We start from the raw sequence: 22,565 nt of genomic DNA on the forward strand, positions 1-22,565 counted from the left end.
TCACGACATCGCGCCCTGCGAACGGCTGAAGACGTTGTCGCAGGCGAAGTCGGAGTCGCTGACCTCCGGCGAGACGAAGTCGGCGACGTTGTCCTGCTCGATGAGGAACTGCTCGGCGAACCAGGCGCGGTCGTCGTCGGCGATGTCCTCGACGGCGAGCTCGCCCGTGGCCACGCAGTAGCCGATGGCCAGGCCGATACCGCCCTGCCACGGCCCGTCGCTGGAGACGGTGGCCGTCATGGTGCCGTCCTCGATCGCCGTGAGCGCGTCCGGCACGGCGTCGATGCCGACCACCGCCACGTCGTCACGACCCGCCTGCTGGAGTGCCTCGAGCGCACCGAGCGCCATGTCGTCGTTGGCGGCCCAGATGCCCTTGACGTCGTCACCGTGCTTGGTGAGCAGCGTCTTGGTCACCTCGAGGGCCTCGGCGCGGGAGAAGTTGGCGGTCTGGTCGTCGAGCAGCTCGACGTCCGGGTTACCGGCCAGCGACTCCTCGAGCCCGGCGAACCGGTCCTTGGCCGCGCCCGTGTCCAGGATGCCCTGCAGCGCGACGATGCCGCCCGAGCCGCCGATGGCCTCGGCGAGCGCGTCGCCGATCTGCTTGCCCGACTCCACGCCGTCGTAGGTGATGTGCGACAGCCAGGAGTCGTAGTCGGTGACCGCGAGATCGGCCGGCTTGTTCCACTGGGTGACGAGGTAGGCGCCGGCCTCCTGTGCGCCCTCGACGATGGGCGGGGTGTCCGAGTCGCCGTTGGGCAGGATGTTCATGACCAGGCACTCGGTGTCGCCGGCGAGCAGCTGGCTGATCTGCTCCTGCTGGCGTGTCGAGTCCCCGTCGTAGGTGAGGCGCTCCTGGGTGAGGCCGACCTGCTCGGCGAAGGCGTCGCCGCCGTCCAGCCACGCGGCCTCGTACGGGTTGGACTCGTTGCGGACCTGGCCGACCAGGGTGACGTCCGCCGGGTCGCAGAGGCACCGGCCGCGGCGGCGCCGTCGCCTCCGGCGGCGGTCTCGGTACAGCCGGTGAGCGTGGCGGCAGCAAGGGCGACGCCGATGACGGCGGCCGTGGGTCGAGAGGTGAACTTCATTGTCATTCCTCGATTTCGTTCTGTGCCGGGTGTCCGGCGGTGGGACTGCTGTGGGGGACGGTCAGCGGGCCATCCAGCCGCCGTCGACGGCCAGGACGTGGCCGTTGACGTAGTCGGCGGCGGAGGAGCTGAGGAACACGGCGGCACCGGCGATGTCCTCGGCGGTTCCCCAGCGGCCGGCCGGGATGCGTTCGAGGATGGAGCGTGAGCGGTCCGCGTCCTCGCGGAGCGCTCTGGTGTTGTCGGTGACCATATAACCCGGTGCGATCGCGTTGACCTGGACGCCGTGGGGCCCCCACTCGTTGGCCAGCGCCTTGGTCACCCCGGCGACGCCGTGCTTGCTGGCTGCGTACGACACCACGCGCAGGCCGCCCTGGAAGGACAGCAGGCTCGCGATGCTGACGACCTTGCCGTGACCTCGTTCGACCATCGGCCGGCCGAGCTGCTGAGTGAGGAAGAACAGCCCGTTGAGGTTGACGTCGAGCACCTTCTGCCAGGAGGCGCGGTCGACGTCGACGGAGTCGGCGCGGTCGATGATCCCGGCGTTGTTGATCACGACGTCGATCTGACGCGAGCCGTTCAGCTCGGCACTGACCTGCTCGACCGCCTCGAGATCGCCGACGTCGAGGTCGACGACGTCGACCTTGGCACCGAGGTCGGCGACCAGGTCGCGCGTGGCCTCCTGGTTGCCCGGTCGGCCGAGCAGCACGACGTCGGCACCCGCCCGGGCGAGCCCGAGCGCGATGGCCTGGCCGAGGCCGCGCCCCGCACCGGTCACCGCGGCGCACCTACCGTGCAGGTCGAAGGGTGAGCGGGTGTCGGTGGTGGGCTCGGCGGCCGGGTAGGTGGTCACAGGTCCTCCACCGCCACGGGGCTCAGGTCGGTGTAGGCGTTGTTCTCACCGGCCATGGCCCAGATGAAGGCGTACGACCCGGTACCGACCCCGGAGTGGATCGACCACGGCGGCGCGATGACGGCCTCGCGGTTGCGGACCACGAGGTGACGGGTGGCGCCGGGCTCGCCCATGAGGTGGAAGACGCGGTCCTGCTCGTCGAGGTCGACGTAGCAGTAGATCTCGGTGCGGCGGGCATGCAGGTGCGGCGGGAAGGTGTTCCAGACCGAACCGTCGGCGATGACGGTCACACCGAACTGGAGGACGGAGGTCTCCAGCTCCTGTCCCCAGGCGTAGCGAAAGAGGTTGCGCTCGTTCGCCGCCTCGGTCGAGCCGAGCGCGACCGGCACCACCTCGCTGTGGCTGAGCGCCGTCGTCGGGTACGTCGCGTGGGCGGGGGCGGACACGAAGTAGAAGGCCGCCTCCGCGCCGACGAAGGAGACGTCGCTCCCCCGCCCGACGAAGAGGCCGTCGAGGTGTTCGAGCTCGAACTTCTCGCCGTCGACGACGACGTGGCCCGCGGCACCGACGTTGATGACGCCGAGCTCGCGACGCTCGAGGTGGGTCTCCGTGCCCAGCACGTCGGTCCAGGCAGGCAGGCCGACCTGGCCGGTGCCGGGAACTGCTCCACCGACCACCATCCGGTCCTCGTGGGTGTAGGTGCCGCGGACCTCGCCGCTCACGAACAGGTCGCCGACGAGGAAGTTCTCTCGCAGGTCCGCAGTAGTGGCCGTCTCCGCACTGGACGGAGATGTCGAATATCGAACCTGGATCACGAAGTTACCCCTCAGTGTGTGAACTGCGTTCGTAAGTGTGAATTGCCCCGACCATAGACGTGAACCTGGTCACGGGTCAAGGGGCCGAAACCTGGTCATGTATGCGAACCAGGGGGGTAGTGTCAGAATCACCCCCGGGGCGGTCCCGGTACCCCGTCACAGGACCAGAGGAGAGTGTTCATGCAGCTTCAGAGGGAGCTCCAGAGGGATACGACCAGCACCAACGAAGCCGGACCGGTCAAATCAGCCGCCCGTGCCCTTGATCTGCTGGACGACATCGCGGCCAACGGCCCCGGGACCCAGCTACAGCTCTCGACGCGTCTCAGCATTCCCAAGAGCAGCCTCCACGCGCTGCTGCGGACCATGACCGACCGGGGCTGGCTGCAGACGGACCCGACCGGGAGCGTCTACCAGCTCGGCATCCACTCGCTCGTCGTGAGCTCGGCCTACCTCGACGGAGACCCGGTGCTTGCCCGTGCCACGTCCGTGCTCGACGAGGTAGCCGCCGCCACGCAGGAGACGGTCCACCTGGGACGGCTCGACGGCGCCGACGTCATCTACACCGCCAAGCGCGAGTCGGTGCACCCGCTGCGCATGCACTCCGCCGTCGGGCGCCGGCTCCCTGCGTACGCCACCTCGCTCGGACGCGCCCTGATCGCCGAGATGCCCGTCGAGTCCCGCAGCAGCCTGGTGCCGGAGTCGATCACCGCGATCACCCCGCACACGACCACCGACAAGGACGCCGTGCTCGAGATCATCGACCGCGCCGCCTACCAGGGCTACGCCACCGAGAGCGAGGAGTCGTGCATGGGCGTGCGCTGCTTCGGCGTCGCGCTCCCCTTCGGCCATCGCGCCGTGGACGCCATGAGTGTCGCGGTGCCGATCAGCCGGCTCGGCGACGGGCGCGAGGACCTGATCATCGAGACCCTGCTCAGTGTGAAGGCGCGGCTGGCGGCCGTGCACGACAACAGCCTGGTGCGCTGAGCCCGTGGTGCGCGTCGGCGCGATCCGTCGACGGCGGCGCGAACCAGGTCTGAGCACCACACCACCGGCTGCCGGGACGCCTGCCGCATGACGGGGCGTCCCGGCAGCCGGTGATCGTTTGGTCAGCCACCGTTCCACTCGACGTCACCCTTGCGCCAGCAACCCGCACCACGATGCGAGGTGTGGAAAACAAGCTCTCCCGCCGGTCCCTGCTCCAGGCAGCGGCGGCCGTCCCGATCATCTCAGCAGCCTCGGCGGCTGCCGGCTCGACGCCGGCCGCCGCCGCACCGGCTCCCGTCACGCCGCACGGCGGCCGGGCCGACACGACCGACCCGCGGTTCACGATCGCGGTCCTTCCCGACACCCAGTACCTCCTGGACGACGGCGGCTCCGACGCCGAGCCGGTGCGCGCGACACTGCGCCACCTGGTGCGCGAGCAGGCCCGGGACAACATCGTCTTCATGGCCCAGCTCGGCGACGTGACCGAGCACGGCACCGCGACCGAGATGCGTGCGGCGAGCCACGCGTTCGAGGCCGCCGGCCGCCTGCCGTACAGCGTGCTGGCCGGCAACCACGACGTCAGCGGTGACGACCAGCGGGGCGACTCGCCGTACCTGCGCGCCTTCGGGCCGCAGCGGTTCTCCCGCATGAAGACGTACGGCGGCTCGTCCCCCGACGGCTACAACAGCTACCACGTGGTGCGTGGCGGCGGCAGGGAGTGGCTGGTCCTGGCCCTGGACTGGCGGGCCTCCGACGCCGGGCTCGCCTGGGCCCAGGGGGTGCTGGACGAGCACGGCTCGCTGCCGACGATCCTGACCACCCACGACCTCGTCTGGGCCGAGGACGACGGCAAGGCCCACCTGTCCGACAACGGGCAGCGCCTCTGGGACCGCCTGATCCGGGGCAACGACCAGATCTTCCTCGCGCTCGGCGGGCACTACTGGCCGTCCGGCCGCACCACGCTCACCAACGACGACGGCAACGCCGTGCACCTGCACATCACGAACTACCAGGACCGCTACTACGGCGGCGCGGGCATGGTGCGGTACTACGGTTTCGACCTGGCGCGCGGTGTCATCGACGTCGAGACGTTCTCGCCCTGGCTGCAGTCGAAGAAGGACCCCACGCCGCTGGAGACGGAGCACGTCGAGCTCAGCGGGGACGTCGACCGGTTCACCGTCGAGATCGACTTCGACGAGCGCTTCGCCGCGTTCGCGCCGCCGGTGGTGCCGGCCCCGCTGCCGCCGTCGGCCGTGATGCCGCGAGGCACCGCCGCGTACTGGCGGTTCGACGACGCCGGGCTGGCCGCGGCGGGGGCCGACGGCGCCCCCGTGGCGCCCGGGACGATCGCCCGCGACCTGACCGGCAACGGCAACGACCTGACCTCGTCGCTGCTGCACGCCAGCGCGCCGGAGGCGCTGACCTGGTCGGCCGAGCACCACGACGCCCAGCCGGCCCACGCCAGCCTGCGCTTCGACGGCGGCAAGGGGCCCGACCGCGGCGCCGTGCTGCGGACCGGGCCCGACGCCCCGATCAACAGCGCGACGTTCGAGTCCGGCTACACCATCGAGACGTTCCTCAAGCTGCCGGAGCCGTTCGAGGGCGACCACGCCTGGATGGGCATCCTCAGCTGGGAGGGCCGCGCCGGCGACGCCGGCAAGCACAGCGGCTGGTCCGACGACGAGAGCACGTGCAGCCTGAACCTGTCGGGCGAGCGGTTCCTGCAGTTCGTCGTCTACCCCGTGCCGGTCGACGCCGACCCCACGTCCTGGAGCCACGCGATCCCGGTCGGCCGATGGATGCACGTCGCGATCGTCAACGACGGCCGGCACACCGTGATGTACGTCGACGGCTCGAAGATCGTGCGCAACGCCGCCGAGGAGTCGCGCGGCATCTCGACGCTCGGCAAGCCGTTCGCGATCGGCGGCACCCAGTCCGCCGAACGGTACGGGCAGGGTTTCTACGGCTGGATCGGCGACACCCGGATCGTCTCCCGTGCCCTGCGGCCCGACCAGTTCCTCACCGCCAGGAGCAGGTGACGCACGACGAGACCGCCGGGGCGGGTCCTGGCACGCCACGGCGGGGCTGCTTGGCGGCGACGGCCAAGGGCGGCGGAAGATGAGGGCATGGCAGCGTTACGACGCGCGGTGCGGACGGCGGCACTGACGGCCGGCATCCTGGCGGGGGTCGCCGGCCTGGCGGTCTGCGCCGCCTGGCTCGGTCAGGACGAGCTCGTGTACCACCCCGACCGCTCGTCACCGGGCCCGGTGGCGTCGACGCTCGACAGCGGCGTCGACGTCACGCTGGCCACCGCCGACGGGCTCGACCTGGCGGCCTGGTTCGTCCCGCCGGCGCCCGAGGTGCGCGACCGCGAGGTCGCCGTCCTGGTCGCGCCGGGCAACGGCGGCAACCGGCTCGGGCGTGCGGGACTTGCCGAGCTGCTCACGGAGCACGGTTTCGCGATCCTCCTGCTGGACTATCGCGGTTATGGTGCGAACCCCGGCCGCCCGTCGGAGGCCGGGCTCGCTCTCGACGCTCGGGCCGCCCAGCGGGCACTGGCCGAGCGGGGCTACCCGCCCGAGCGGACGATCTACTTCGGCGAGTCGCTCGGAACCGGGGTCGTCGCCGCGCTCCAGGCCGAGGTGCCACCCGCCGGCCTCCTGCTGCGTTCACCCTTCACCTCCCTCGCCGACCTCGGCGCGCACCACTACCCCTTCCTGCCCGTGGAGACCCTGCTCAGGGACCGGTACCCGGTCCTCGACCACGTGGCCGCGACGCAGGTCCCGGTCACGGTCGTGCACGGCACCCGCGACGACGTCGTGCCACCGGCGCAGAGCGAGGCCGTGGCGCGCGCCGCACCCCGGCTGGTCGAGCACGTGGTGCTCCCGGGGGCTGGGCACAACGACGCGGTCATGTTCGGGCCGAGGATCGCGAGGGCCGTCGACCAGCTCGCGGAGCGCGCCGTCGGCGGTTGAGACCACCGAGGTGTCCCCACCTGGCCGGTCCCCCCGTTCACCCCACGCGACCGCCCAGCGCGCCCAGCAGCGTCCTGACCAGCAGCTCGACCCGGGCGTCGAGGTCATCGTCCGGCGCGTCCCCCGCCCCGGTCAGCACAGGGGAGTCACCGGGCAGCTCGTGGACCTCGTGCAGGAGCGCGACGTAGAGACGCCGGCACCACGCCGGGTCGTCGACCGCGATCTCGCCCGCCGCCCGGAGCCGGGCGAAGAGCCGCTCCAGCCCGTCCTGGATCTCGGGGTCCGACGCGGGGTTCCCCGGACCCTGCCCGGGGGTGAGGCTGATGACGAAGGGATGGCTGACCTTCAGCTCGAAGGCCGTCTCGGTGAGGCGGTACAGGCCTACCAGTGGCGGGCCGTTCATCACTCGGGCCTGGTCGAAGGCGCTCCTGTAGCGGGCGTTGAGATCATCGACCAGCGCCGCGAGCAGCGACTGCCGGGACGGGAAGTGCCGGTGCACCGTCGCCCGGCCCAGCCCCGCAGCCCCCGCGATCTGCTCCATCGAGGCGCCCGGGTCGCCGGCGAGCACGCGCTGTGCCGCGTCGAGGATCCGGGCGATGCTCTGCTGCGCATCCGCTCGTACCGGCCTGGACCGGACGTCCTCGCTCATCACGCATCGCCTCCCGCGCTCATGTTATCCGAGCCGGGCGCGCAGCCGTCCCGAGACCATACGAGACATTGATGTCTCGGTTATTGACCGTATCGGGTCGGATGTGATCCAGTTAGCACGTCGGAACTCGGCCCCACGAACGGGAGAACATGATGGATCTCGGCCTTGCAGGTAAGCGCGTCCTGGTCACCGGAGCGAGCAGAGGGATCGGCCTCGCCACCGTCCAGGCGTTTCTCGCGGAGGGCGCCTCGGTCACCGCCGTCTCCCGGCGCAGCACCCCGGAACTCGCGGCGACCGGCGCCACGTTCCTGGCCGCGGACCTCTCCACGCCTGACGGACCGCTGCGCGTGGTCGAGTCGGCCCTCGCGGACGACCCCCGGCTCGACGTGCTGGTCAACAACGCCGGGGGCGGGGTGCTGCCCGACGGCGTGCTCGCCGATCCGTTCGGCGGTGACGACGACGTCTGGGAGCAGGCTCTCGCCCTGAACTTCTTCAGCGCCGTGCGGACCACGCGTGCCGCTCTGCCCGCGCTGACGAGGGCACGGGGCACCGTCGTGAACGTCGGCTCCGACTCGGCGCTGATGCCGCACCGGGCACCGCTGTCCTACTCCACGGCAAAGGCGGCGGTCAACGCCTTCTCCCGTGGGCTGGCCGAGCAGGTCGGTGGCGCGGGCGTGCGGGTCAACGTCATCACCCCTGGTGCGACGCGCACATCTCTCCTGACCGGCGACGACGGCGTGACCGCCCAGGTCGCCGCAGCGATGGGCGTCAGCCACGCCGCCGTGCTGGACGGCTTTCCCGAGCAGAACGGCATGGTGACCGGGCGCCTGATCGAGCCGTCCGAGATCGCCCGCGTGATCGTGCTGCTGTCCTCCCCCACGCTGCCCAGCGCCGTCGGGTCCAACTGGGCGCTGCACGGCGGTGCGATCAAGGCGCCTGCCTGAGCCCCGACCGTCGCGTGGCGGGTCCTGGACCTGTTCCAGGGTCCGCCACGGTAGTGAGAGCTGGACCGGTGGCGGCATGATGGCCCCATGCCATCCCCCGTCCGCCCCGGCCTCGCGGTCACCGCCGCGCTGACCATCCCCCGGGCCGAGCTCACGGAGCGGTTCTCCCGCTCCTCCGGCCCCGGCGGCCAGGGCGTGAACACGACGGACTCGCGCGTCGAGCTGTCCTGGGACGTCGTGCGGTCCGCCGTCCTGAGCGACGCGCAGCGCCGGCGCCTGGTCGAGCGTCTCGGGGACCGTCTGGTGGACGGCACCCTGACGGTCGTCGCCTCGGAGCACCGGGAGCAGCGGCGCAACCGTGACGCCGCCGCCCGGCGCCTCGCGGCCCTCGTGGCCGACGGGCTGGCTCCGCCCCCGCGGACCCGCCGCCCCACCCGGGCGACCCGCGGCTCGCAGGAGCGGCGGCTGACGGCCAAGAAGCAGCGGTCCGCCACCAAGCGGATGCGTTCGTCGAAGCCCCGGCGCGAGGACTGAACCGGGTCCCGGAAGCTACGATCCGGGTGCCATGGTCGACGACGAACGTGCCGCGCTGACCGCGGCCCTCACCTCCGCCCTGCCCGACGACGCCGTTCTCACCGACGCGGCGGCCGTCGAGCGCTACGCCCACGACGACGCCGAGTGGGCCGACTACGCGACGCCGGCCGCCGTCGTCCTCCCGACGAGCCTCGACGACGTCGTGGCGACGGTGCGCATCGCCGCCGAGCACGACGCGCCGATCGTGCCGCGCGGCGCCGGGACGGGCCTGTCCGGCGGCGCCAACGCGATGACCGGTGCCGTCGTGCTGTCGCTCGAACGCATGACCCGGGTCCGCGAGGTCGACGTCGCGGAACGCTTCGCGGTCGTCGAGGCGGGCGTGCTCAACGACGACCTGCGCCGGCGCGTGGCCGAGGACGGACTCTGGTATCCCCCGGACCCGGCGAGCCAGGCGATCTCGACCATCGGCGGCAACGTCGCGACGAACGCGGGCGGGCTCTGCTGCGTCAAGTACGGCGTGACGCGCGACTACGTGCTCGGGATGACCGTCGTGCTCGCCGACGGCTCGGTCGCCCGGCTCGGGCGCACCACCGCGAAGGGCGTCACGGGCTACGACCTGACGGGACTCATGGTCGGCTCCGAGGGCACGCTGGGCATCATCGTGGACGTCACGCTGAAGCTGCGGCCGCTCGGCGGCCGCGAGGACCGGGCGGTCGTGGGCTGGTTCTCGTCGCTGGCGGACGCCGGCAACGCCGTGGCCGCCGTCTCCGCCGCCGGCATCGTGCCCGCGGCGCTGGAGCTCATCGACGGCACGTGCCTGCGCGCCGTCGCCGACTGGCAGGAGTGGACGCTCCCCCAGGGTGCCGCCGCGCTGCTCCTCGCGAAGGTCGACGAGCCGGGAGGCGCGGGAGAGGCCCTGGCCGGGCAGGTCGCCGCGCTCTTCGAGGACGCAGGCGGCACCCACGTGGAGCGCGCCTTCACGGCGGACGAGGTCGACCGGCTCTTCCTCGCCCGCCGGCTCGCGTACCCGGCGCTGGAACGGCTCGGACCCGTGCTCACGGAGGACGTCTGCGTCCCGCGCGCCGCCGTGCCCGTGATGCTCGCCCGCATCGAGCAGATCGCGGCGGAGGCCGACGTCGTGATCGCGAACATCGCGCACGCCGGCGACGGCAACCTGCACCCGCTCATCATCGCCCCGGAGGGCGACGACGCGGCGAAGGCCCGCGCGAAGACGGCGTTCGACCGCATCGTCGACGAGTGCCGGGCGCTCGGCGGCACGGTCACGGGCGAGCACGGCGTCGGGCTCCTCAAGCTGGCCGGAGCGGCGGCCGAGCTCAGCCCCGTGGCGCTCGCGATGCACCGGGCGATCAAGGGGGCGCTGGACCCGCGCGGGCTGCTGAACCCGGGCAAGGCGTTCCCTGCCGACGCGTGACCGGAGTCGCCTGCCTCGGTCCGGTGGTGCGCCGTCCTGGCTCGGCCCTCCGCAGGCCGGGCCAGGACGGTCCGCGGGTCAGCCCGCGGTACGGCGCTCGGCGAGCACGTCCTCGAGCACGTCGGGGAAGTTGGTGATCACGCCGTCGACACCCCGGTCGAGCACCCGGTTCATGTCGCCGGCCGTGTTGACGGTGTAGGTGTGCACCTCCATGCCGAGCTCGTGGACCGTCTCGACGTACGCCGCGTCGAACGTGGTGTAGCCGGGGTTGATCTGGTCGGCCCACGTCGACAGCTCGGGCAGGAGTGCCTCGGCGGGGCGACCCAGCAGGCCGACGGGGACGGACGGCTGCGCCTCGTGGTACCGCTCCATCGACGCCCAGTCGAAGCTCTGCACGACCAGTCGCTCGGCGCGGACCGCCGACTCCACGTAACCGGGGTAGCCGGCGAACTCCTCGGCGACCTGCCGCTCGATCCCCGGGTAGAGCGCCGGCGACTTCAGCTCCATGAGGATGCCCGCGCGGGTCGGCCGGACCAGCTCGATCATCTGCGCCATCGTCGGCACCGGCTCACCGGCGAACTCCTCGGAGAACCAGGAGCCGGCGTCGAGCCGCTGGATCTCCTCGTACGTGAAGTCGCTGACGCGCCAGGGCGCCCGGTCGGGAAAGACCTGCTCGACGTCGGTGGTGCGGGTCAGCGTCGTGTCGTGCATGAGAACCAGGACGCCGTCCTTGGACCGCTGCACGTCCGACTCGATCAGGTCGGAGCCCATCTCGACGCCCACGGCGAAGGCGGCCAGCGTGTTCTCGGGCGCGTGGCCCATGGCCCCGCGGTGAGCGGTGTTGACGACGTCGACGTGCTCAGGGGGACCGGCTGCCAGGGCAGGCGAGGCGGGCAGCACCGCGGAGGCACCGGCGACGGTCGCGGTGACGGCGAGCAGGGCGGAAAGGCGTGGGGTCAGGCGCATGGTCGATCTCCTGAGAGGCAGGAACAGGGCAGGACGTGACGTTGCCCCGGCCACGCGACGCGAGGATGACTCCCACGTGACCCGGCCGAGAACCTGTCCGGAACATCGTGCGGGAGGCTCGACGTGCCGGCCTGTGCTCATGCCCGCCCCATCGCCTCGAGGAACGACTCCGGCGGGTCGAACTGGGCGAGCACGAGCTCGGCGCCGAACGGGTCGCGGATCGTCGCCTCCTTGCTCCACTCGCCGTCCTCGGTCGACAGGATCCGCGCGCCCGAACGCTCGGCGGCCTCGGCGGAGGCGTCCCGGTCGCCGACCGCGAAGGCGACCGACCAGCGCGCCGGCCCGCCGGACGGCAGCACCCCTGCCGCGACGTCGGCGAACCCCGGAGGGACGGCCGCCTGGCGCTCATGGATGCCGGGATCGACCGTGCGTGCCAGGTGGTCGCCGTACCCGGGTACGCGCGCCATGCCCGCACCGAGGTCGTCCGTGCGCTCCCAGCCGAGCAACGGGCCGTAGAACCGCAGAGCGGCGTCCACGTCCGGTGTGAGCAGGTTGCTGAAGTTCCACGTGCCCGGCCCGTTGACCGCCTGGGCCCCGAGTCGGGTACCCGCCTGCCACAGCCGGGAGGGCGCGCCCTGCGCGTCGACGATCCGCGCCATCCGGCCCGCCGGCTGTTCCGGTGGTCCCACGGACTCCGGCGGAGAGCTCACCACGCCGCCCAGCTCCGCGACCCGTACGGCGGCCGCGTCGACGTCGTCCACGGCGAGGTAGGTGTGCCACGCCGCCTCCCCGTCGTACCCGGCGCTGGGCGTGGCGATGGCCGCGACCGCCGTCGCCTCCGTGCCGTCCAGCGACCCGACGACATAGCGTCCTGGCGTCCCCGGCGGCTGCTTCTCGATGAACCGCCACGCGAAGAGGTCGCCGTAGAACCCGAGCGCCGCGTCGACGTCCTCCGTCTCCAGGTCGATCCAGCTGGGCACGCCGTGCGGATAGGTCCGGGGCGTCGTGGGTATGTCAGCCATGATGTCCTCCAGGTCGGTTCCGTCACCACGATCCTGCCCCCAGTCACTGACATCGACAGCCCCTACGGGCCGCGGCCTAGGCTGGACCCCGTGGCACTGGCCGTATGCCTGCTGTTCGACAGGCCGACCGAGCGGGTCCTGCGACAGCTGTGGCAGCGGCTGGAGGTCAAGGGCGTGCCCACGCCGGCCACGCACACGCACGGCCGGCACGTGCCGCACCTGTCTCTCGCGGTGCTCCGCAGCTGGGACCTGGACACGGTGCGCGCCGCCGTAGAGTCGCTGCCCGACGCCGGCCCGACCACGGTCCAGCTCGACGCCGTAGCGGCCTTCCGGCGCGGCCGGATGAGCCTGATCCCCGCGGTGACGAGCGGCCTCGCCGCGCGCCAGGAGCAGGTCGTCGAGGTGCTCGGCGCCTCACCGGAAGAGCTGCACAAGCACTACGTACCGGGAACCTGGACACCGCACGTCACCGTCGCGACCCGCGTCCGCCTGGACCAGACCCCGCTGGTGCTCGAGGCCGCCTACGAGATCGTGCCGCTGACGGGCGCGCTGACGCACGCCGCGCTCGTCGACGCGGGCACCGGCACGGTGCATCCGCTCGCGGTGGTCCCCTGACCGAGACCGAACGGCCCACACCTGGACGTCTCACCCGGGTGAATCGGTGCTCCCGTCGTGGCCGGCGAAGTCGTCCGGCCTCAGGACGAAAGCGCCGTCCCCCAGCCGGCGCCGCACCTCTCGCCCCTGCCAGCGCAGCGTCACCGTTCCCTGCCGTGCGGGCGTGCGCGGCCGCGCCACGGCCCGCACGAGGTCGCCGTCCGCCCAGTCCAGGTCCACGACGACGCCCGGCCGTGCGACCAGGCCGACGGCGGAGCCGGAGCCGAGCTCGGCCGGGAGCGCCGGGAGGAGCTCGACGTAGCCGCGGTGGCTCTGCAGCAGGCACTCGGCGAGCGCCGCCGCGTACCCGAGGTTGCCGTCGACCTGGAACGGTGGGTGCGCGGCGAACAGGTTGCGGTAGAGGCCGCCTGCCCACTGCCCGTGCACGCCGGTCGCGTCGCGGAACACGAGCTCGAGCAGGTCGGAGACGCGGTCGGGTCGGTGCAGCCGGGCCCACAGGGCGATCTTCCAGGCGAGCGACCAGCCGGACGAGTCGTCGCCGCGGTGCTCCAGCGACGCCGCCATCGCGGCCTCCTCGGCCGGGCTCAGCGGCTCGTCGCCGGGGAACAGGGGGTAGAGATGGCTCACGTGCCGGTGACGGGGGTCGATCTCGACCTGTTCGGCGCCCCACTCCTGGACCCTGCCGTCCGCCGCCACCACGATGCCGGGCAGCTCCGACAGCAACGGCGGCGGCTCGCCCGGCCAGGTCGGCGGCGTCCGGGCCGACGCGCTGCGCGAGCTCCGTGACCGACCGCAGCACGTCGCGTACCAGGGCGCGGTCCATGGCGCTCGATCGGGTCACCGCGACCGGGCGGCCCTGGGAACGACTGGGCGTAGGGCGCCTGGAGGGCTTGGAGCGGCTCGGTGGTGTCGCCCCAGCGCTCCGCCGCCACCGCGCCGCGCGCCCGCGCCAGGTGCGCCTGCGCCTCCCGCTCCGTGCCGGGCACGGACGCCGCCTCGGCCACAGGCGATCCGGACCACACCCCCTCGTGGTTGAGGTCGAACCGTGCCGTGGCACCGCCCCAGCACATCGCGCCCAGCCGTCCGTTGCCGAGCGGGAGCGCGTGCAGCCATTCCGTGGCCGGCCCCGCGTACTCGAGCACCGTCATCGCGCGGCCGGGGTGGTGCCCGTAGGGGCAGCGACGGTGGGGGAAGCGGGAGGCACGGGCATGCCGTGAGCCTAGTGTCCGGCCGGTGACCTGCGGCCGCGTCCAGATGCGCACATGTGCTGGAGGTCTTGTCAGGATGGACGGAGGCGACTCCGGATGGCCGTAATGTCTGCACCGTGAGAACACCGAGAGCTGGGATCGTTATCGTCGCGACCGCACTGCTCGTGAGTGGCTGCGGCACCGGCGCGGCACCACGTCAGGGCCCGCCGGTACTTGAGTTCCCACCCGCACCGGTCCAGCTGGTGCCCGAGTCCGCCGACGACCCCTCCGCCGACACCGACGACGTCCCCCTCGCCGACCTGGCCCGGCCCGGCTGGATCCAGGACGTCGCCGAGCGCACGGCGATCCCCGAGCGAGCCCTTGCAGCCTACGCCGGTGCCTCTCTCCGGCTGGCGCGGACCCAGCCGGAGTGCGGCGTCGGCTGGAACACGCTGGCGGGGATCGGCGCCGTCGAGACCATCCACGGCAGCTACGGCGGCGCGAGCGCGGCCACCGACGGCACCGTGAGCCCGTCCATCATCGGCATCGCGCTGGACGGCAGGGAGGGTGTCAAGGAGATCCTCGACACCGACGAGGGCGAGCTCGACGGTGACGAGGAGTACGACCGCGCCGTGGGCCCCATGCAGTTCATCCCGACCACCTGGAAGGACTACGCCGAGGACGGGAACCTGGACGGCGAGGCGGACCCGAACCAGATCGACGACGCCGCCCTGACGGCCGCGCTCTACCTGTGCGAGAGCGGCGGCGACGTCACGACCGACGACGGCTGGTCCATGGCTCTGGGGACCTACAACGAGTCGGTGTCCTACGCCCACAAGGTGGCGGAGCTCGCCGAGTCGTACATCCCATAGGGGATCCAGCCCGTAGGGGGATCCAGCCCGTAGGGCCGCGGCCCGCCCCCGCTGTGATTCGCGGCACCTGGCATTGCGACGGCATGCGGCCCGGACTAGGTTCGAGGCCCTGCTGGATCGAGAGCTGACCGCTGACGAGCGAAGGTGCACCCACATGGCCAATGTCGCCGAGACCGTCGTGGAGATCATCAAGGACGCGGGCGTGCGACGCGTCTACGGCCTGCCCGGAGACTCCCTGAACGGGTTCACCGACGCGATCCGCACCAGCGGGGGCGTCACCTGGGAACAGGTGCGGCACGAGGAGTCGGCCGCGTTCGCGGCGGCTGCCGAGGCCACCCTGACCGGCGAGCTCACGGTGTGTGCGGGGAGCTGCGGACCGGGCAACCTGCACCTGGTCAACGGGTTGTTCGACGCCAACCGCAGCCGGGTGCCGGTGCTCGCGATCGCGGCACAGATCCCGACGACCGAGATCGGCAGCAACTACTTCCAGGAGACGCACCCGCAGGACCTCTTCCGCGAGTGCAGCGTCTACACCGAGCTGGTGAGCATCCCGGAGCAGCTGCCCCGCGTCCTCGAGATCGCCATGCGCACCGCGGTGGAGAAGCGGGGCGTCGCCGTCGTCGTCATCCCTGGCGAGGTCTTTCTCGCCGAGAGCGTGGGCCGCAAGAAGTCGGCGCCGATCCGCGCTACGCGGAGCATCGTACGGCCGGCGGACGACGAGCTCAGGCGGGCCGCCGACATCCTGAACTCGGCCAAGAAGGTGACGATCCTCGGCGGCGCGGGCACCGAGGGCGCCCACCGGCAGGTGGTCGCGATCGCCGAGAAGCTCAAGGCGCCCGTGGTGCACGCGCTGCGCGGCAAGGACTTCCTCGAGTACGACAACCCCTACGACGTCGGCATGACCGGGCTGCTCGGCTTCACGTCGGGCTACCGCGCGATGGAGGACTGCGACGCGCTGCTGATGCTCGGTACGGACTTCCCCTACCAGCAGTTCTACCCGTCGAAGGCGAAGATCGTGCAGGTCGACCTGCGCGGTGAGCAGCTCGGGCGGCGCACCCCGGTCGACCTCGGGCTGGTCGGCGACGTCGGCGACACCGTCGACGCCCTGCTGCCGCTGCTCGACGACCGCACGAACCGCAGGCACCTCGACGCCTCGCTCAAGCACTACGCGAAAGCCCGCAAGGACCTCGACGAGCTGGCGGACAACGACCGCAACCGTGCGCCGATCCACCCGCAGTACCTCGCGCGGCTGGTCAGCGAGCTGGCCACCGACGACGCGGTGTTCATCCCGGACGTCGGCTCCCCGGTCGTCTGGGCGGCCCGATACCTGACGATGAACGGCAGCCGCCGCCTGCTCGGGTCGTTCAGCCACGGGACCATGGCGAACGCCGTACCGCACGCCATCGGCGCCCAGTCCGCGTTCCCGGACCGGCAGGTGATCGCCCTGTCCGGGGACGGCGGCCTCGGGATGCTCTTCGGCGAGCTGCTGACCATCCGGCAGAACAAGCTGCCCGTCAAGGTCGTCGTGTTCAACAACTCCTCGCTGAACTTCGTCGAGGTGGAGATGAAGGCGGCCGGCTTCGTGAACTTCGGCACCGGGCTCGACAACCCGAACTTCGCCGACGTCGCCAACGCGATGGGTATCCACGGTCAGCGGGTCGAGCAGCCCGACGATCTCGAGGGTGCCCTGCGCACGGCCTTCGCCCACGACGGCCCGGCGCTGGTCGACGTCGTCACCGCCCGCCAGGAGCTGTCGATCCCGCCGGCGATCTCGGCCGAGCAGGTCAGGGGCTTCACGCTGTACGCGATCCGTACCGTCATGTCGGGGCGCGGCGACGAGCTCATCGACCTCGCGGACACGAACGTGTTCAGGCGCCTGTTCGACTGAGGGAGGCACGGCCGGTCACCGTGCCGTGTCAGTCGCCGTGCCGTGTCAGTCGCCGTGCCGTGTCAGTGGCTCGTGCCACCATCTCGGGCATGGAACGCATACAGCGACTTCGACCCGAGGGGCTCGTCTCGAGCCCGGCCTTCAGCCACGTCGCCGTCGTGCCGCCGGGCGCGACCACCGTCTACGTCGGCGGGCAGGACTCCGTGGACGCGGAGGGCGCGCTCGTCGGCGCGGGCGACGTCGCCGCACAGTCGACGCGTGCCCTGCAGAACGCGGGGACCGCGCTGGCCGCGGCCGGTGCCACCTTCGCCGACGTCGTGCAGTGGACCGTGCTCTTCGTCGACGGCGTCGACCTCGCCGCCGCGTACGGGGCGATCGCGCCGCTGCTCGCGTCCGACGAACCGCCGCTGGTCCTCGCGGCGCGCGTCGCCGGGCTGGGGGTGCCCGGCGCGCTCATCGAGGTCAGCGCGATCGCGGCCGTGGTGCGCTGACGGGGCCGGCCAGCGACCAGCTCGCCAGGAGGCTCAACGCCCGCTGGGACGGCGAGCCCGGCTCGGCCGAGTAGACGTACAGCGTCGTGTGGGCGTCGCCGGGCGGCGTGAGCGTCTCGTACTCGACCGTGAGGTCACCGACCACGGGATGGCGCAGCCGCTTGGAGCCGTGCGTGCGCTGGTTGACCCGGTGCTCGTCCCACCAGCGGCCGAACTCGGTGCCGGCCCCGCGCAGCTCCTCGACCAGCTCGGCGGTGGCCCGGTCGGCGGGGTCGTTCCCCGCCTCCAGCCGCAGGTTCTGCACCGAGACCCGCGCCTGCTCCTCCCAGTCGACGAACAGGGTGCGCGCCTCGTCGTCGAGGAGCATCCAGCGCGCGTAGTTGCGGTGCGCCGCCGGGAACCGCTCGAAGTCGGTGAACAGCGCCCTGCCCATGCGGTTCTGCGCGAGCACGTCGGCGCGGCGGCCGAGCACGAGCACCGGCACGTCCCCCAGGGCGTCGAGCAGCTGGTAGAGGCCCGGACGCACCCGTTGGACGGGACGCGTGCGGGGCCGCGGGCTCGTGGAGCTCAGGTCGAGCAGGTCCGCGAGGTGGGCCCGCCCCGCCTCGTCCAGCCCCAGCGCACGACCGACGGCGTCCACCACCGACGGGGACGGGACGATGCGCCTGCCCTGCTCGAGGCGCGCGTAGTAGTCGGTCGACACCCCGGCGAGGAACGCGACCTCCTCGCGGCGCAGCCCGGGCACCCGGCGCACCCGGCCGTCGGCCGGCAGGCCGGCGCGGGTGGGGTCGCACTGGCTGCGCGCCCGGCGCAGGAAGTCCGCGAGCTCGGCGTTCCTCTCGGTCATGCCTCCATTCTGGGCGTCCGTCCTGCGGGGCGGCACCGGTACGGGTAGGACTCCTGGTCCTCGTCCTGGCGTACCCAGTACGCACGGGACCGGCTATGGAGCGTTCCGGCGCCCGCGCTACCAGGAGGGTTGAGGCGTCGGCACGACGTACCGACGTCCACCTCCCAAGGAGCACACCACCATGACCTACCCCACCGACCGTCCCGCCACCTGGTTCGTCACCGGCGCCTCACGAGGCCTCGGCCTCGCGCTGGTCCGGCAGCTGCTCGAACGCGGCGACAACGTCGCGGCCACCACCCGCTCGACCGACCGGCTGACCGCGGCGCTCGACGGGACCGACACCTCTCGCCTCCTCGCGCTGGCTCCGGACCTCGCCGACGAGGCTCAGGTCGCGCGGGCGGTCGCCGCGGCGACCGAGCGGTTCGGCACCCTCGACGTGGTCGTGAACAACGCCGGCTACGGCTACCTCGCCGCCGTCGAGGAGGTCTCCGACGCCGACGCCCGCGCGATGTTCGACGTGCAGGTCTTCGGCGTCTGGAACGTGCTGCGCGCGGTGCTGCCGGGATTCCGCGAGCGCAGAGGTGGCCATGTCATCAACGTCTCGTCCATCGTGGGGCTGGTGCCCTTCCCGGGCTGGGGCCTGTACGCGGCCGGCAAGTTCGCCCTGGAGGGGCTGACGGAGTCGCTGGCCGCCGAGGTCGGTGACCTCGGCATCCGCGTGCACCTGGTCGAGCCCGGCTACCTGCGTACCGACTTCCTGCGCCCGGTCTCGATCGGTCTGCCGTCGTCGACCAGCGACGCCTACCCGGCTGTCCGGGAGATGGTCGAACAGCACCTGGCGATGCCGGGCACGCAGCTCGGCGATCCGGTGAAGGCCGCGGCGGCCGTCATCACGGTCGCGACCACGGACGTGGCGCCGCTGCACCAGCTGCTCGGCTCGGACTCCCTGGCGCTTGCCGACGGGCGCCTCGCGGCCCTGGGCGCCGACTTCGAGGCATCACGCGGCCTCGCCGTGACGACCGACGTCACCACGGCCGAGGCCGGCGCCGCCGCCTCCTGATCCCGGCCCCTGGACATCCGTGCCGCTCCACGCCGTACGCGCGGTTCGTTGCCATGATGGTCGCCGGCGCGGGTGTGCCGGGACAGACTGGAGGTCTCGGCGCAAGCGTCGTCGTGGAGCGGCACGGAGGGAGAGCGTGATGCAGAGGACCGGATCAGGTGGGCTCGGCGGCCGCGGTCACCTGCTGCGCCTCGGGGCGCCCCGCGACACCGCGGCGGTGCGGCACCTGGTGACCTTCCTCGTGGCGAGCGTCGTGACTGTGCTCACCACGCGGGCGGCGCTGGCCGCGACGGGCTACCCGCAGATCGGTGGGGGCGGCCTCCATGTCGCCCACGTCCTGTGGGGCGGGCTCCTCATGGCGCTGGCGATCATGCTGCTGCTGTCCTACGTGGGCCCGGCGCCGCGGTCGCTCGGCGCGGTGCTCGGCGGTGTCGGCTTCGGGCTGTTCATCGACGAGGTCGGCAAGTTCGTCACGGCCGACAACGACTACTTCTACGCACCCACCGCCGCGATCATCTACGTCGTCACGGTGCTGCTCGTCCTGGTCGTCGAGGGGCTGCACGGTCGCAGGGCGCACCACCCGGCCGAGTACCTCGCCGTGGCGGCCGACCGGCTCACCGCCGGTCTTGCCGGTGGCTTCACCCCGGCCGCCCGCGAGGAGGCACGCATGCTCGCCGCCAAGGGCGCCGGTGAGCCCGGTGCGGAGCGCGTCGCGAGCCTGATCGACGCGGTGCCCGACGACGACACGGATGTGCCCGACCCGGTCCGCGGCGGCGTCGACCGCGTGGTCAGGTGGCTCGACACGCTCGTGGACCGGGCCTGGGCCGCGTGGCTGGTGGTCTGTGTGCTCCTGCTCGTCGGCACCGCCCAGGCGCTGGTGGGTGTCCGGGTGGCGCGGGGGCTGGTCCCGGGGCTGCCGGAGTGGACGGGGGTCGCGATCCTCGCGGCCGTCGGGGCGTCCTTCGCGCTGCTCGCCGTGGGGGTCTCCGTCTGGCGACGGGACCATCTGCGCGGCGCCGTCTGGGTGCGTCGCGCGGTGCTGATCAGCCTGCTGTTCACGCAGCTCCTGGTGTTCCGCGCCGTGCAGTGGACCGCGGCGTTCGGGCTGTTCCTCGACGTGCTGGCGTACGTGGCCCTCGAGGTCGCGCTCCGCGAGGAGCGGATGGCGCGAGCCCGCAACGCCGGCTGAACGGGGCCTGCCGCGCCGGCCTCCGCCGGTCAGGCCCGGGTGCGGCCCAGCAGCCACACGAAGTAGGGCGCCCCGAGCAGCGCGACCGCCAGCCCGGCGGGCAGCTGGGCCGGCGCGATGACGGTCCTCCCGAGCGTGTCGGCCAGGCCGAGCAGGACGGCCCCGAGCAGCATCGCCACCGGTAGCACCCGCGCGTGCCTGCCGCCCACGAGGGCGCGCGCGGCGTGCGGGGCCACGAGGCCCACGAAGCCCACGACGCCGACGGCCGTCACGCTCGTCGCGGCCAGCACGGCCGCGACGGCGAGCACGAGCAGCCGGCTGTGCTCCAGCCGGACCCCGACCAGGCGCGGCGTGTCGTCGTCGACCGCGAGCAGGTCCAGCTCACGCCGCACCAGTACCGCCAGCGGCACGGCGAGCGCCAGCACCACGAGGACGGGCACGATCTGGGAGAAGGAGCGCCCGTACGTGGTGCCCGACAACCAGGTGTAGATGCGCGGGGTGTTCCACGGGTCGGAGTTCAGCAGCAGGAAGGTGGTCAGAGCCGTGGTCAGGTAGCCGAGGCCGATACCGACGAGCACGAGCCGGTCGGCGTGGAGCCCGCCGCGCCAGGCCAGCAGGTAGACGGCGGCGAAGGCCAGCAGGCCGCCCGCGACGGCGGCCACGAGCATCGAGCCGTCGCTCGCCGCGATCCCGTTGCCCCAGGCGGTGCCCGCGACGGCCGTCACCACGATCACCGCGCCCAGGCCCGCTCCCCCGGTGATCCCGAGGATGGCGGGCTCCGCCAGGGGGTTGCGGGCCGTCGCCTGCACCATCGTCCCGGCGAGGGCGAGGGCCGCCCCCGCGGCGACGGCGGCCAGCACGCGCGGCGCACGCTCGTCGAGCGCGAACTGGACCACGGCGGGCCCCTGCCCCTGCAGCCACAGGGCGATGTCGCCGGTGCGGAGCCAGGTCGACCCGGCGAGCAGACCCAGCAGCGCCACACCGACGGCGAGGGCGGCACAGACGCTCAGCACGACGACGAACCGGCGTGTGGTGCGGGGCCCGGTCGTGGCGGCAGCCGGCCGGCGGGACGGTCCGGCGTCGCGCAGGTGTCGCGCCAGCAGCACCATGACCAGGGCGCCCGCGAGCGTCGTCGCGACGCCGGTCGGCACGGACAGCGCCTCCTCGGCGCCCAGCACGGCACGCACCACGACGTCGGCGAGCAGCACGACGAAGGCCCCGAGCAGGCCGGCGGCCGGCAGCAGGATCGCGTGCCGGTGCAGTGCCGGGACCACCCGCGCGAGCAGCCGGGCGACCACGGGCGCGGCGAGACCGACGAACCCGAGCGGGCCCGCGAGCGTCACCGCCGCCGCGGTGAGCAGCACGGCCAGGAGCACGCCGAGCACGCGCGTCGAGCGCACCGGCACGCCCAGCGCACCAGCGGTGTCGTCGCCGAGGCCCAGCACGTCCAGTCGCCGGGAGAGCGCCAGCCCCGCCACGGTCACGAGCACGACGACGGGCAGCACCCGCCAGAACGCGGTGAGGTTGAGCTGGCTCAGCGAGCCGCTGCCCCAGGCGAACAGCCCGGTGGTCTCGGCCTCGAACAGGATGAGCAGCGCGGAGGTGGCGGCCTGCAGCGCGAGCGCGACCGCGGAGCCGGCCAGTACCAGTCGCGTGGTCGACGTCCCGCCGCCGCCCGCCAGCCCGAGCACCAGGCCCGCTGCGGCGATGCCGCCGGCGAACGCGACGGCCCCCGAGGCCCAGAAGGGGATGGTCAGCCCGAAGGCGGACACGACGACGACCGCGAGGTAGGAGCCCGCTGTCACCGCGAGCGTGTCGGGCGAGGCGAGCGCGTTGCGGGCGATCGACTGGAAGAGCGCACCGGCCACCCCGAGCGCGAACCCGACGGCCACGCCCGCCGCGAGGCGCGGCAGGCGTGAGCCGACGAGGATGTCGCGGACCGCACCCGCGTCGTCCGTGCTCTGCCCGGTGGCCAGGCGCAGCAGGTCACCGAGACCGACGCCGGACGTGCCCTGCGTCAGGTGCCACGCACCCACGACGAGCACGGCCAGCGCGAGCACGACCAGGGCGGCGGCACCGGTCGCCCAGGCGGCGGGCCGGGAGGCGGGGGCCTGGGGCAGGGTGTCCGCGGGGGACGGCGACCGGGTGACGGTCATC

22 protein-coding genes are annotated in these 22,565 nt (G+C 72.7%); 12 read left to right on the forward strand and 10 right to left on the reverse strand.

All coding sequences use genetic code 11. The features are described 5' to 3' along the window. The 3 genes from ACYVK7_RS11245 to kduI all read right to left on the reverse strand — a co-directional run bounded on the left by ACYVK7_RS11245 (window position 1) and on the right by kduI (window position 2,753). Window positions 1-1,017, reverse strand: coding sequence for a sugar ABC transporter substrate-binding protein (locus ACYVK7_RS11245; protein WP_460887933.1), 1,017 nt, complete (start codon window positions 1,015-1,017; stop codon window positions 1-3). A 129-nt stretch (window positions 1,018-1,146) separates the two neighbouring features. Beyond that, window positions 1,147-1,938 (reverse strand): 2-dehydro-3-deoxy-D-gluconate 5-dehydrogenase KduD, encoded by a 792-nt coding sequence (gene kduD / locus ACYVK7_RS11250; protein WP_460887763.1) that lies wholly within the window; start codon window positions 1,936-1,938, stop codon window positions 1,147-1,149. After that, window positions 1,935-2,753, reverse strand: coding sequence for a 5-dehydro-4-deoxy-D-glucuronate isomerase (gene kduI, locus ACYVK7_RS11255; RefSeq protein WP_460887764.1), 819 nt, complete (start codon window positions 2,751-2,753; stop codon window positions 1,935-1,937). Before kduI ends, kduD begins: the two co-directional genes overlap by 4 nt. A gap of 180 nt (window positions 2,754-2,933) precedes the next feature. Here kduI and ACYVK7_RS11260 point away from each other — a divergent pair, with 180 nt between their 5' ends. The 3 genes from ACYVK7_RS11260 to ACYVK7_RS11270 all read left to right on the forward strand — a co-directional run bounded on the left by ACYVK7_RS11260 (window position 2,934) and on the right by ACYVK7_RS11270 (window position 6,712). Continuing rightward, window positions 2,934-3,737, forward strand: a complete 804-nt coding sequence (locus tag ACYVK7_RS11260) for an IclR family transcriptional regulator (protein ID WP_460887765.1) — start codon at window positions 2,934-2,936, stop codon at window positions 3,735-3,737. A gap of 173 nt (window positions 3,738-3,910) precedes the next feature. After that, window positions 3,911-5,776: a LamG-like jellyroll fold domain-containing protein gene (locus ACYVK7_RS11265; protein WP_460887766.1), complete on the forward strand. Its 1,866-nt coding sequence runs from the start codon at window positions 3,911-3,913 to the stop codon at window positions 5,774-5,776. Between the two features lie 87 nt (window positions 5,777-5,863). Beyond that, a complete protein-coding gene (locus ACYVK7_RS11270; RefSeq protein ID WP_460887767.1) occupies window positions 5,864-6,712 on the forward strand; it encodes an alpha/beta hydrolase in 849 nt (282 codons plus the stop codon). 37 nt (window positions 6,713-6,749) lie between these two features. On the opposite strand, the gene ACYVK7_RS11275 is transcribed toward ACYVK7_RS11270, so the two are convergent. Next, on the reverse strand, window positions 6,750-7,361 hold the full coding sequence (locus ACYVK7_RS11275; RefSeq protein ID WP_460887768.1) for a TetR/AcrR family transcriptional regulator: 612 nt from the start codon (window positions 7,359-7,361) through the stop codon (window positions 6,750-6,752). Between the two features lie 152 nt (window positions 7,362-7,513). Between ACYVK7_RS11275 and ACYVK7_RS11280 the strand changes: the two genes are divergently transcribed. The 3 genes from ACYVK7_RS11280 to ACYVK7_RS11290 all read left to right on the forward strand — a co-directional run bounded on the left by ACYVK7_RS11280 (window position 7,514) and on the right by ACYVK7_RS11290 (window position 10,271). Continuing rightward, window positions 7,514-8,305 (forward strand): SDR family NAD(P)-dependent oxidoreductase, encoded by a 792-nt coding sequence (locus ACYVK7_RS11280; RefSeq protein ID WP_460887769.1) that lies wholly within the window; start codon window positions 7,514-7,516, stop codon window positions 8,303-8,305. Window positions 8,306-8,392: 87 nt separating this feature from the next. Beyond that, a complete protein-coding gene (gene arfB, locus ACYVK7_RS11285; protein WP_460887770.1) occupies window positions 8,393-8,839 on the forward strand; it encodes an alternative ribosome rescue aminoacyl-tRNA hydrolase ArfB in 447 nt (148 codons plus the stop codon). Window positions 8,840-8,870: 31 nt separating this feature from the next. After that, window positions 8,871-10,271 carry an FAD-binding oxidoreductase gene (locus ACYVK7_RS11290; RefSeq protein WP_460887771.1) on the forward strand — a complete coding sequence of 467 codons (1,401 nt, stop codon included), beginning with the start codon at window positions 8,871-8,873 and terminating at the stop codon, window positions 10,269-10,271. A 78-nt stretch (window positions 10,272-10,349) separates the two neighbouring features. Here ACYVK7_RS11290 and ACYVK7_RS11295 read toward each other — a convergent pair whose 3' ends face one another. Both ACYVK7_RS11295 and ACYVK7_RS11300 read right to left on the reverse strand, forming a co-directional pair. Continuing rightward, window positions 10,350-11,237 carry a glycerophosphodiester phosphodiesterase gene (locus ACYVK7_RS11295; RefSeq protein WP_460887772.1) on the reverse strand — a complete coding sequence of 296 codons (888 nt, stop codon included), beginning with the start codon at window positions 11,235-11,237 and terminating at the stop codon, window positions 10,350-10,352. A gap of 137 nt (window positions 11,238-11,374) precedes the next feature. After that, a complete protein-coding gene (locus tag ACYVK7_RS11300; protein ID WP_460887773.1) occupies window positions 11,375-12,259 on the reverse strand; it encodes a VOC family protein in 885 nt (294 codons plus the stop codon). Window positions 12,260-12,349: 90 nt separating this feature from the next. On the opposite strand from ACYVK7_RS11300, the gene ACYVK7_RS11305 reads away from it, so the two are divergent. Further along, the gene (locus ACYVK7_RS11305) at window positions 12,350-12,874 is read left to right on the forward strand and encodes a 2'-5' RNA ligase family protein (RefSeq protein WP_460887774.1); all 525 of its coding nucleotides are present in this window, start codon (window positions 12,350-12,352) and stop codon (window positions 12,872-12,874) included. Window positions 12,875-12,904: 30 nt separating this feature from the next. Here the strand turns inward: ACYVK7_RS11305 and ACYVK7_RS11310 are convergent, their stop codons facing one another. Both ACYVK7_RS11310 and ACYVK7_RS11315 read right to left on the reverse strand, forming a co-directional pair. Continuing rightward, a complete protein-coding gene (locus ACYVK7_RS11310) occupies window positions 12,905-13,597 on the reverse strand; it encodes a glycosyl hydrolase family 95 catalytic domain-containing protein (protein WP_460887775.1) in 693 nt (230 codons plus the stop codon). Then, entirely contained in the window at window positions 13,498-14,022 is a 525-nt protein-coding gene (locus ACYVK7_RS11315) for a glycoside hydrolase N-terminal domain-containing protein (RefSeq protein WP_460887776.1), read from the reverse strand. Before ACYVK7_RS11315 ends, ACYVK7_RS11310 begins: the two co-directional genes overlap by 100 nt. A gap of 176 nt (window positions 14,023-14,198) precedes the next feature. On the opposite strand from ACYVK7_RS11315, the gene ACYVK7_RS11320 reads away from it, so the two are divergent. The 3 genes from ACYVK7_RS11320 (at window position 14,199) to ACYVK7_RS11330 (ending at window position 17,312) form a co-directional block, all read left to right on the forward strand. Then, on the forward strand, window positions 14,199-14,933 hold the full coding sequence (locus ACYVK7_RS11320) for a lytic murein transglycosylase (RefSeq protein ID WP_460887777.1): 735 nt from the start codon (window positions 14,199-14,201) through the stop codon (window positions 14,931-14,933). 154 nt (window positions 14,934-15,087) lie between these two features. Then, window positions 15,088-16,821: a ubiquinone-dependent pyruvate dehydrogenase gene (gene poxB, locus ACYVK7_RS11325; RefSeq protein WP_460887778.1), complete on the forward strand. Its 1,734-nt coding sequence runs from the start codon at window positions 15,088-15,090 to the stop codon at window positions 16,819-16,821. An 89-nt stretch (window positions 16,822-16,910) separates the two neighbouring features. Beyond that, a complete protein-coding gene (locus ACYVK7_RS11330) occupies window positions 16,911-17,312 on the forward strand; it encodes a RidA family protein (RefSeq protein ID WP_460887779.1) in 402 nt (133 codons plus the stop codon). Here ACYVK7_RS11330 and ACYVK7_RS11335 read toward each other — a convergent pair. Continuing rightward, a complete protein-coding gene (locus ACYVK7_RS11335) occupies window positions 17,284-18,159 on the reverse strand; it encodes a helix-turn-helix transcriptional regulator (protein ID WP_460887780.1) in 876 nt (291 codons plus the stop codon). The genes ACYVK7_RS11330 and ACYVK7_RS11335 overlap by 29 nt on opposite strands. A 181-nt stretch (window positions 18,160-18,340) precedes the next feature. Between ACYVK7_RS11335 and ACYVK7_RS11340 the strand changes: the two genes are divergently transcribed. Continuing rightward, on the forward strand, window positions 18,341-19,219 hold the full coding sequence (locus tag ACYVK7_RS11340) for an SDR family NAD(P)-dependent oxidoreductase (protein ID WP_460887781.1): 879 nt from the start codon (window positions 18,341-18,343) through the stop codon (window positions 19,217-19,219). 139 nt (window positions 19,220-19,358) lie between these two features. Next, the gene (locus ACYVK7_RS11345) at window positions 19,359-20,408 is read left to right on the forward strand and encodes a hypothetical protein (protein WP_460887782.1); all 1,050 of its coding nucleotides are present in this window, start codon (window positions 19,359-19,361) and stop codon (window positions 20,406-20,408) included. Window positions 20,409-20,437: 29 nt separating this feature from the next. Here ACYVK7_RS11345 and ACYVK7_RS11350 read toward each other — a convergent pair whose 3' ends face one another. Beyond that, on the reverse strand, window positions 20,438-22,564 hold the full coding sequence (locus ACYVK7_RS11350) for an iron ABC transporter permease (RefSeq protein ID WP_460887783.1): 2,127 nt from the start codon (window positions 22,562-22,564) through the stop codon (window positions 20,438-20,440). Window position 22,565: the final 1 nt, after the last annotated feature.

The organism is Promicromonospora xylanilytica, assembly GCF_054782895.1.

Bases quoted from the DNA above. Each gene is read 5' to 3' on its own strand.
- ACYVK7_RS11260 (WP_460887765.1), top strand. From the start codon at position 2,934: ATGCAGCTTCAGAGGGAGCTCCAGAGGGATACGACCAGCACCAACGAA.
- ACYVK7_RS11265 (WP_460887766.1), top strand. From the start codon at position 3,911: ATGCGAGGTGTGGAAAACAAGCTCTCCCGCCGGTCCCTGCTCCAGGCA.
- ACYVK7_RS11270 (WP_460887767.1), top strand. From the start codon at position 5,864: ATGGCAGCGTTACGACGCGCGGTGCGGACGGCGGCACTGACGGCCGGC.
- ACYVK7_RS11275 (WP_460887768.1), bottom strand. From the start codon at position 7,361: ATGAGCGAGGACGTCCGGTCCAGGCCGGTACGAGCGGATGCGCAGCAG.
- ACYVK7_RS11280 (WP_460887769.1), top strand. From the start codon at position 7,514: ATGGATCTCGGCCTTGCAGGTAAGCGCGTCCTGGTCACCGGAGCGAGC.
- arfB (WP_460887770.1), top strand. From the start codon at position 8,393: ATGCCATCCCCCGTCCGCCCCGGCCTCGCGGTCACCGCCGCGCTGACC.
- ACYVK7_RS11290 (WP_460887771.1), top strand. From the start codon at position 8,871: ATGGTCGACGACGAACGTGCCGCGCTGACCGCGGCCCTCACCTCCGCC.
- ACYVK7_RS11295 (WP_460887772.1), bottom strand. From the start codon at position 11,237: ATGCGCCTGACCCCACGCCTTTCCGCCCTGCTCGCCGTCACCGCGACC.
- ACYVK7_RS11300 (WP_460887773.1), bottom strand. From the start codon at position 12,259: ATGGCTGACATACCCACGACGCCCCGGACCTATCCGCACGGCGTGCCC.
- ACYVK7_RS11315 (WP_460887776.1), bottom strand. From the start codon at position 14,022: ATGACGGTGCTCGAGTACGCGGGGCCGGCCACGGAATGGCTGCACGCG.
- poxB (WP_460887778.1), top strand. From the start codon at position 15,088: ATGGCCAATGTCGCCGAGACCGTCGTGGAGATCATCAAGGACGCGGGC.
- ACYVK7_RS11330 (WP_460887779.1), top strand. From the start codon at position 16,911: ATGGAACGCATACAGCGACTTCGACCCGAGGGGCTCGTCTCGAGCCCG.
- ACYVK7_RS11335 (WP_460887780.1), bottom strand. From the start codon at position 18,159: ATGACCGAGAGGAACGCCGAGCTCGCGGACTTCCTGCGCCGGGCGCGC.
- ACYVK7_RS11340 (WP_460887781.1), top strand. From the start codon at position 18,341: ATGACCTACCCCACCGACCGTCCCGCCACCTGGTTCGTCACCGGCGCC.
- ACYVK7_RS11345 (WP_460887782.1), top strand. From the start codon at position 19,359: ATGCAGAGGACCGGATCAGGTGGGCTCGGCGGCCGCGGTCACCTGCTG.
- ACYVK7_RS11350 (WP_460887783.1), bottom strand. From the start codon at position 22,564: ATGACCGTCACCCGGTCGCCGTCCCCCGCGGACACCCTGCCCCAGGCC.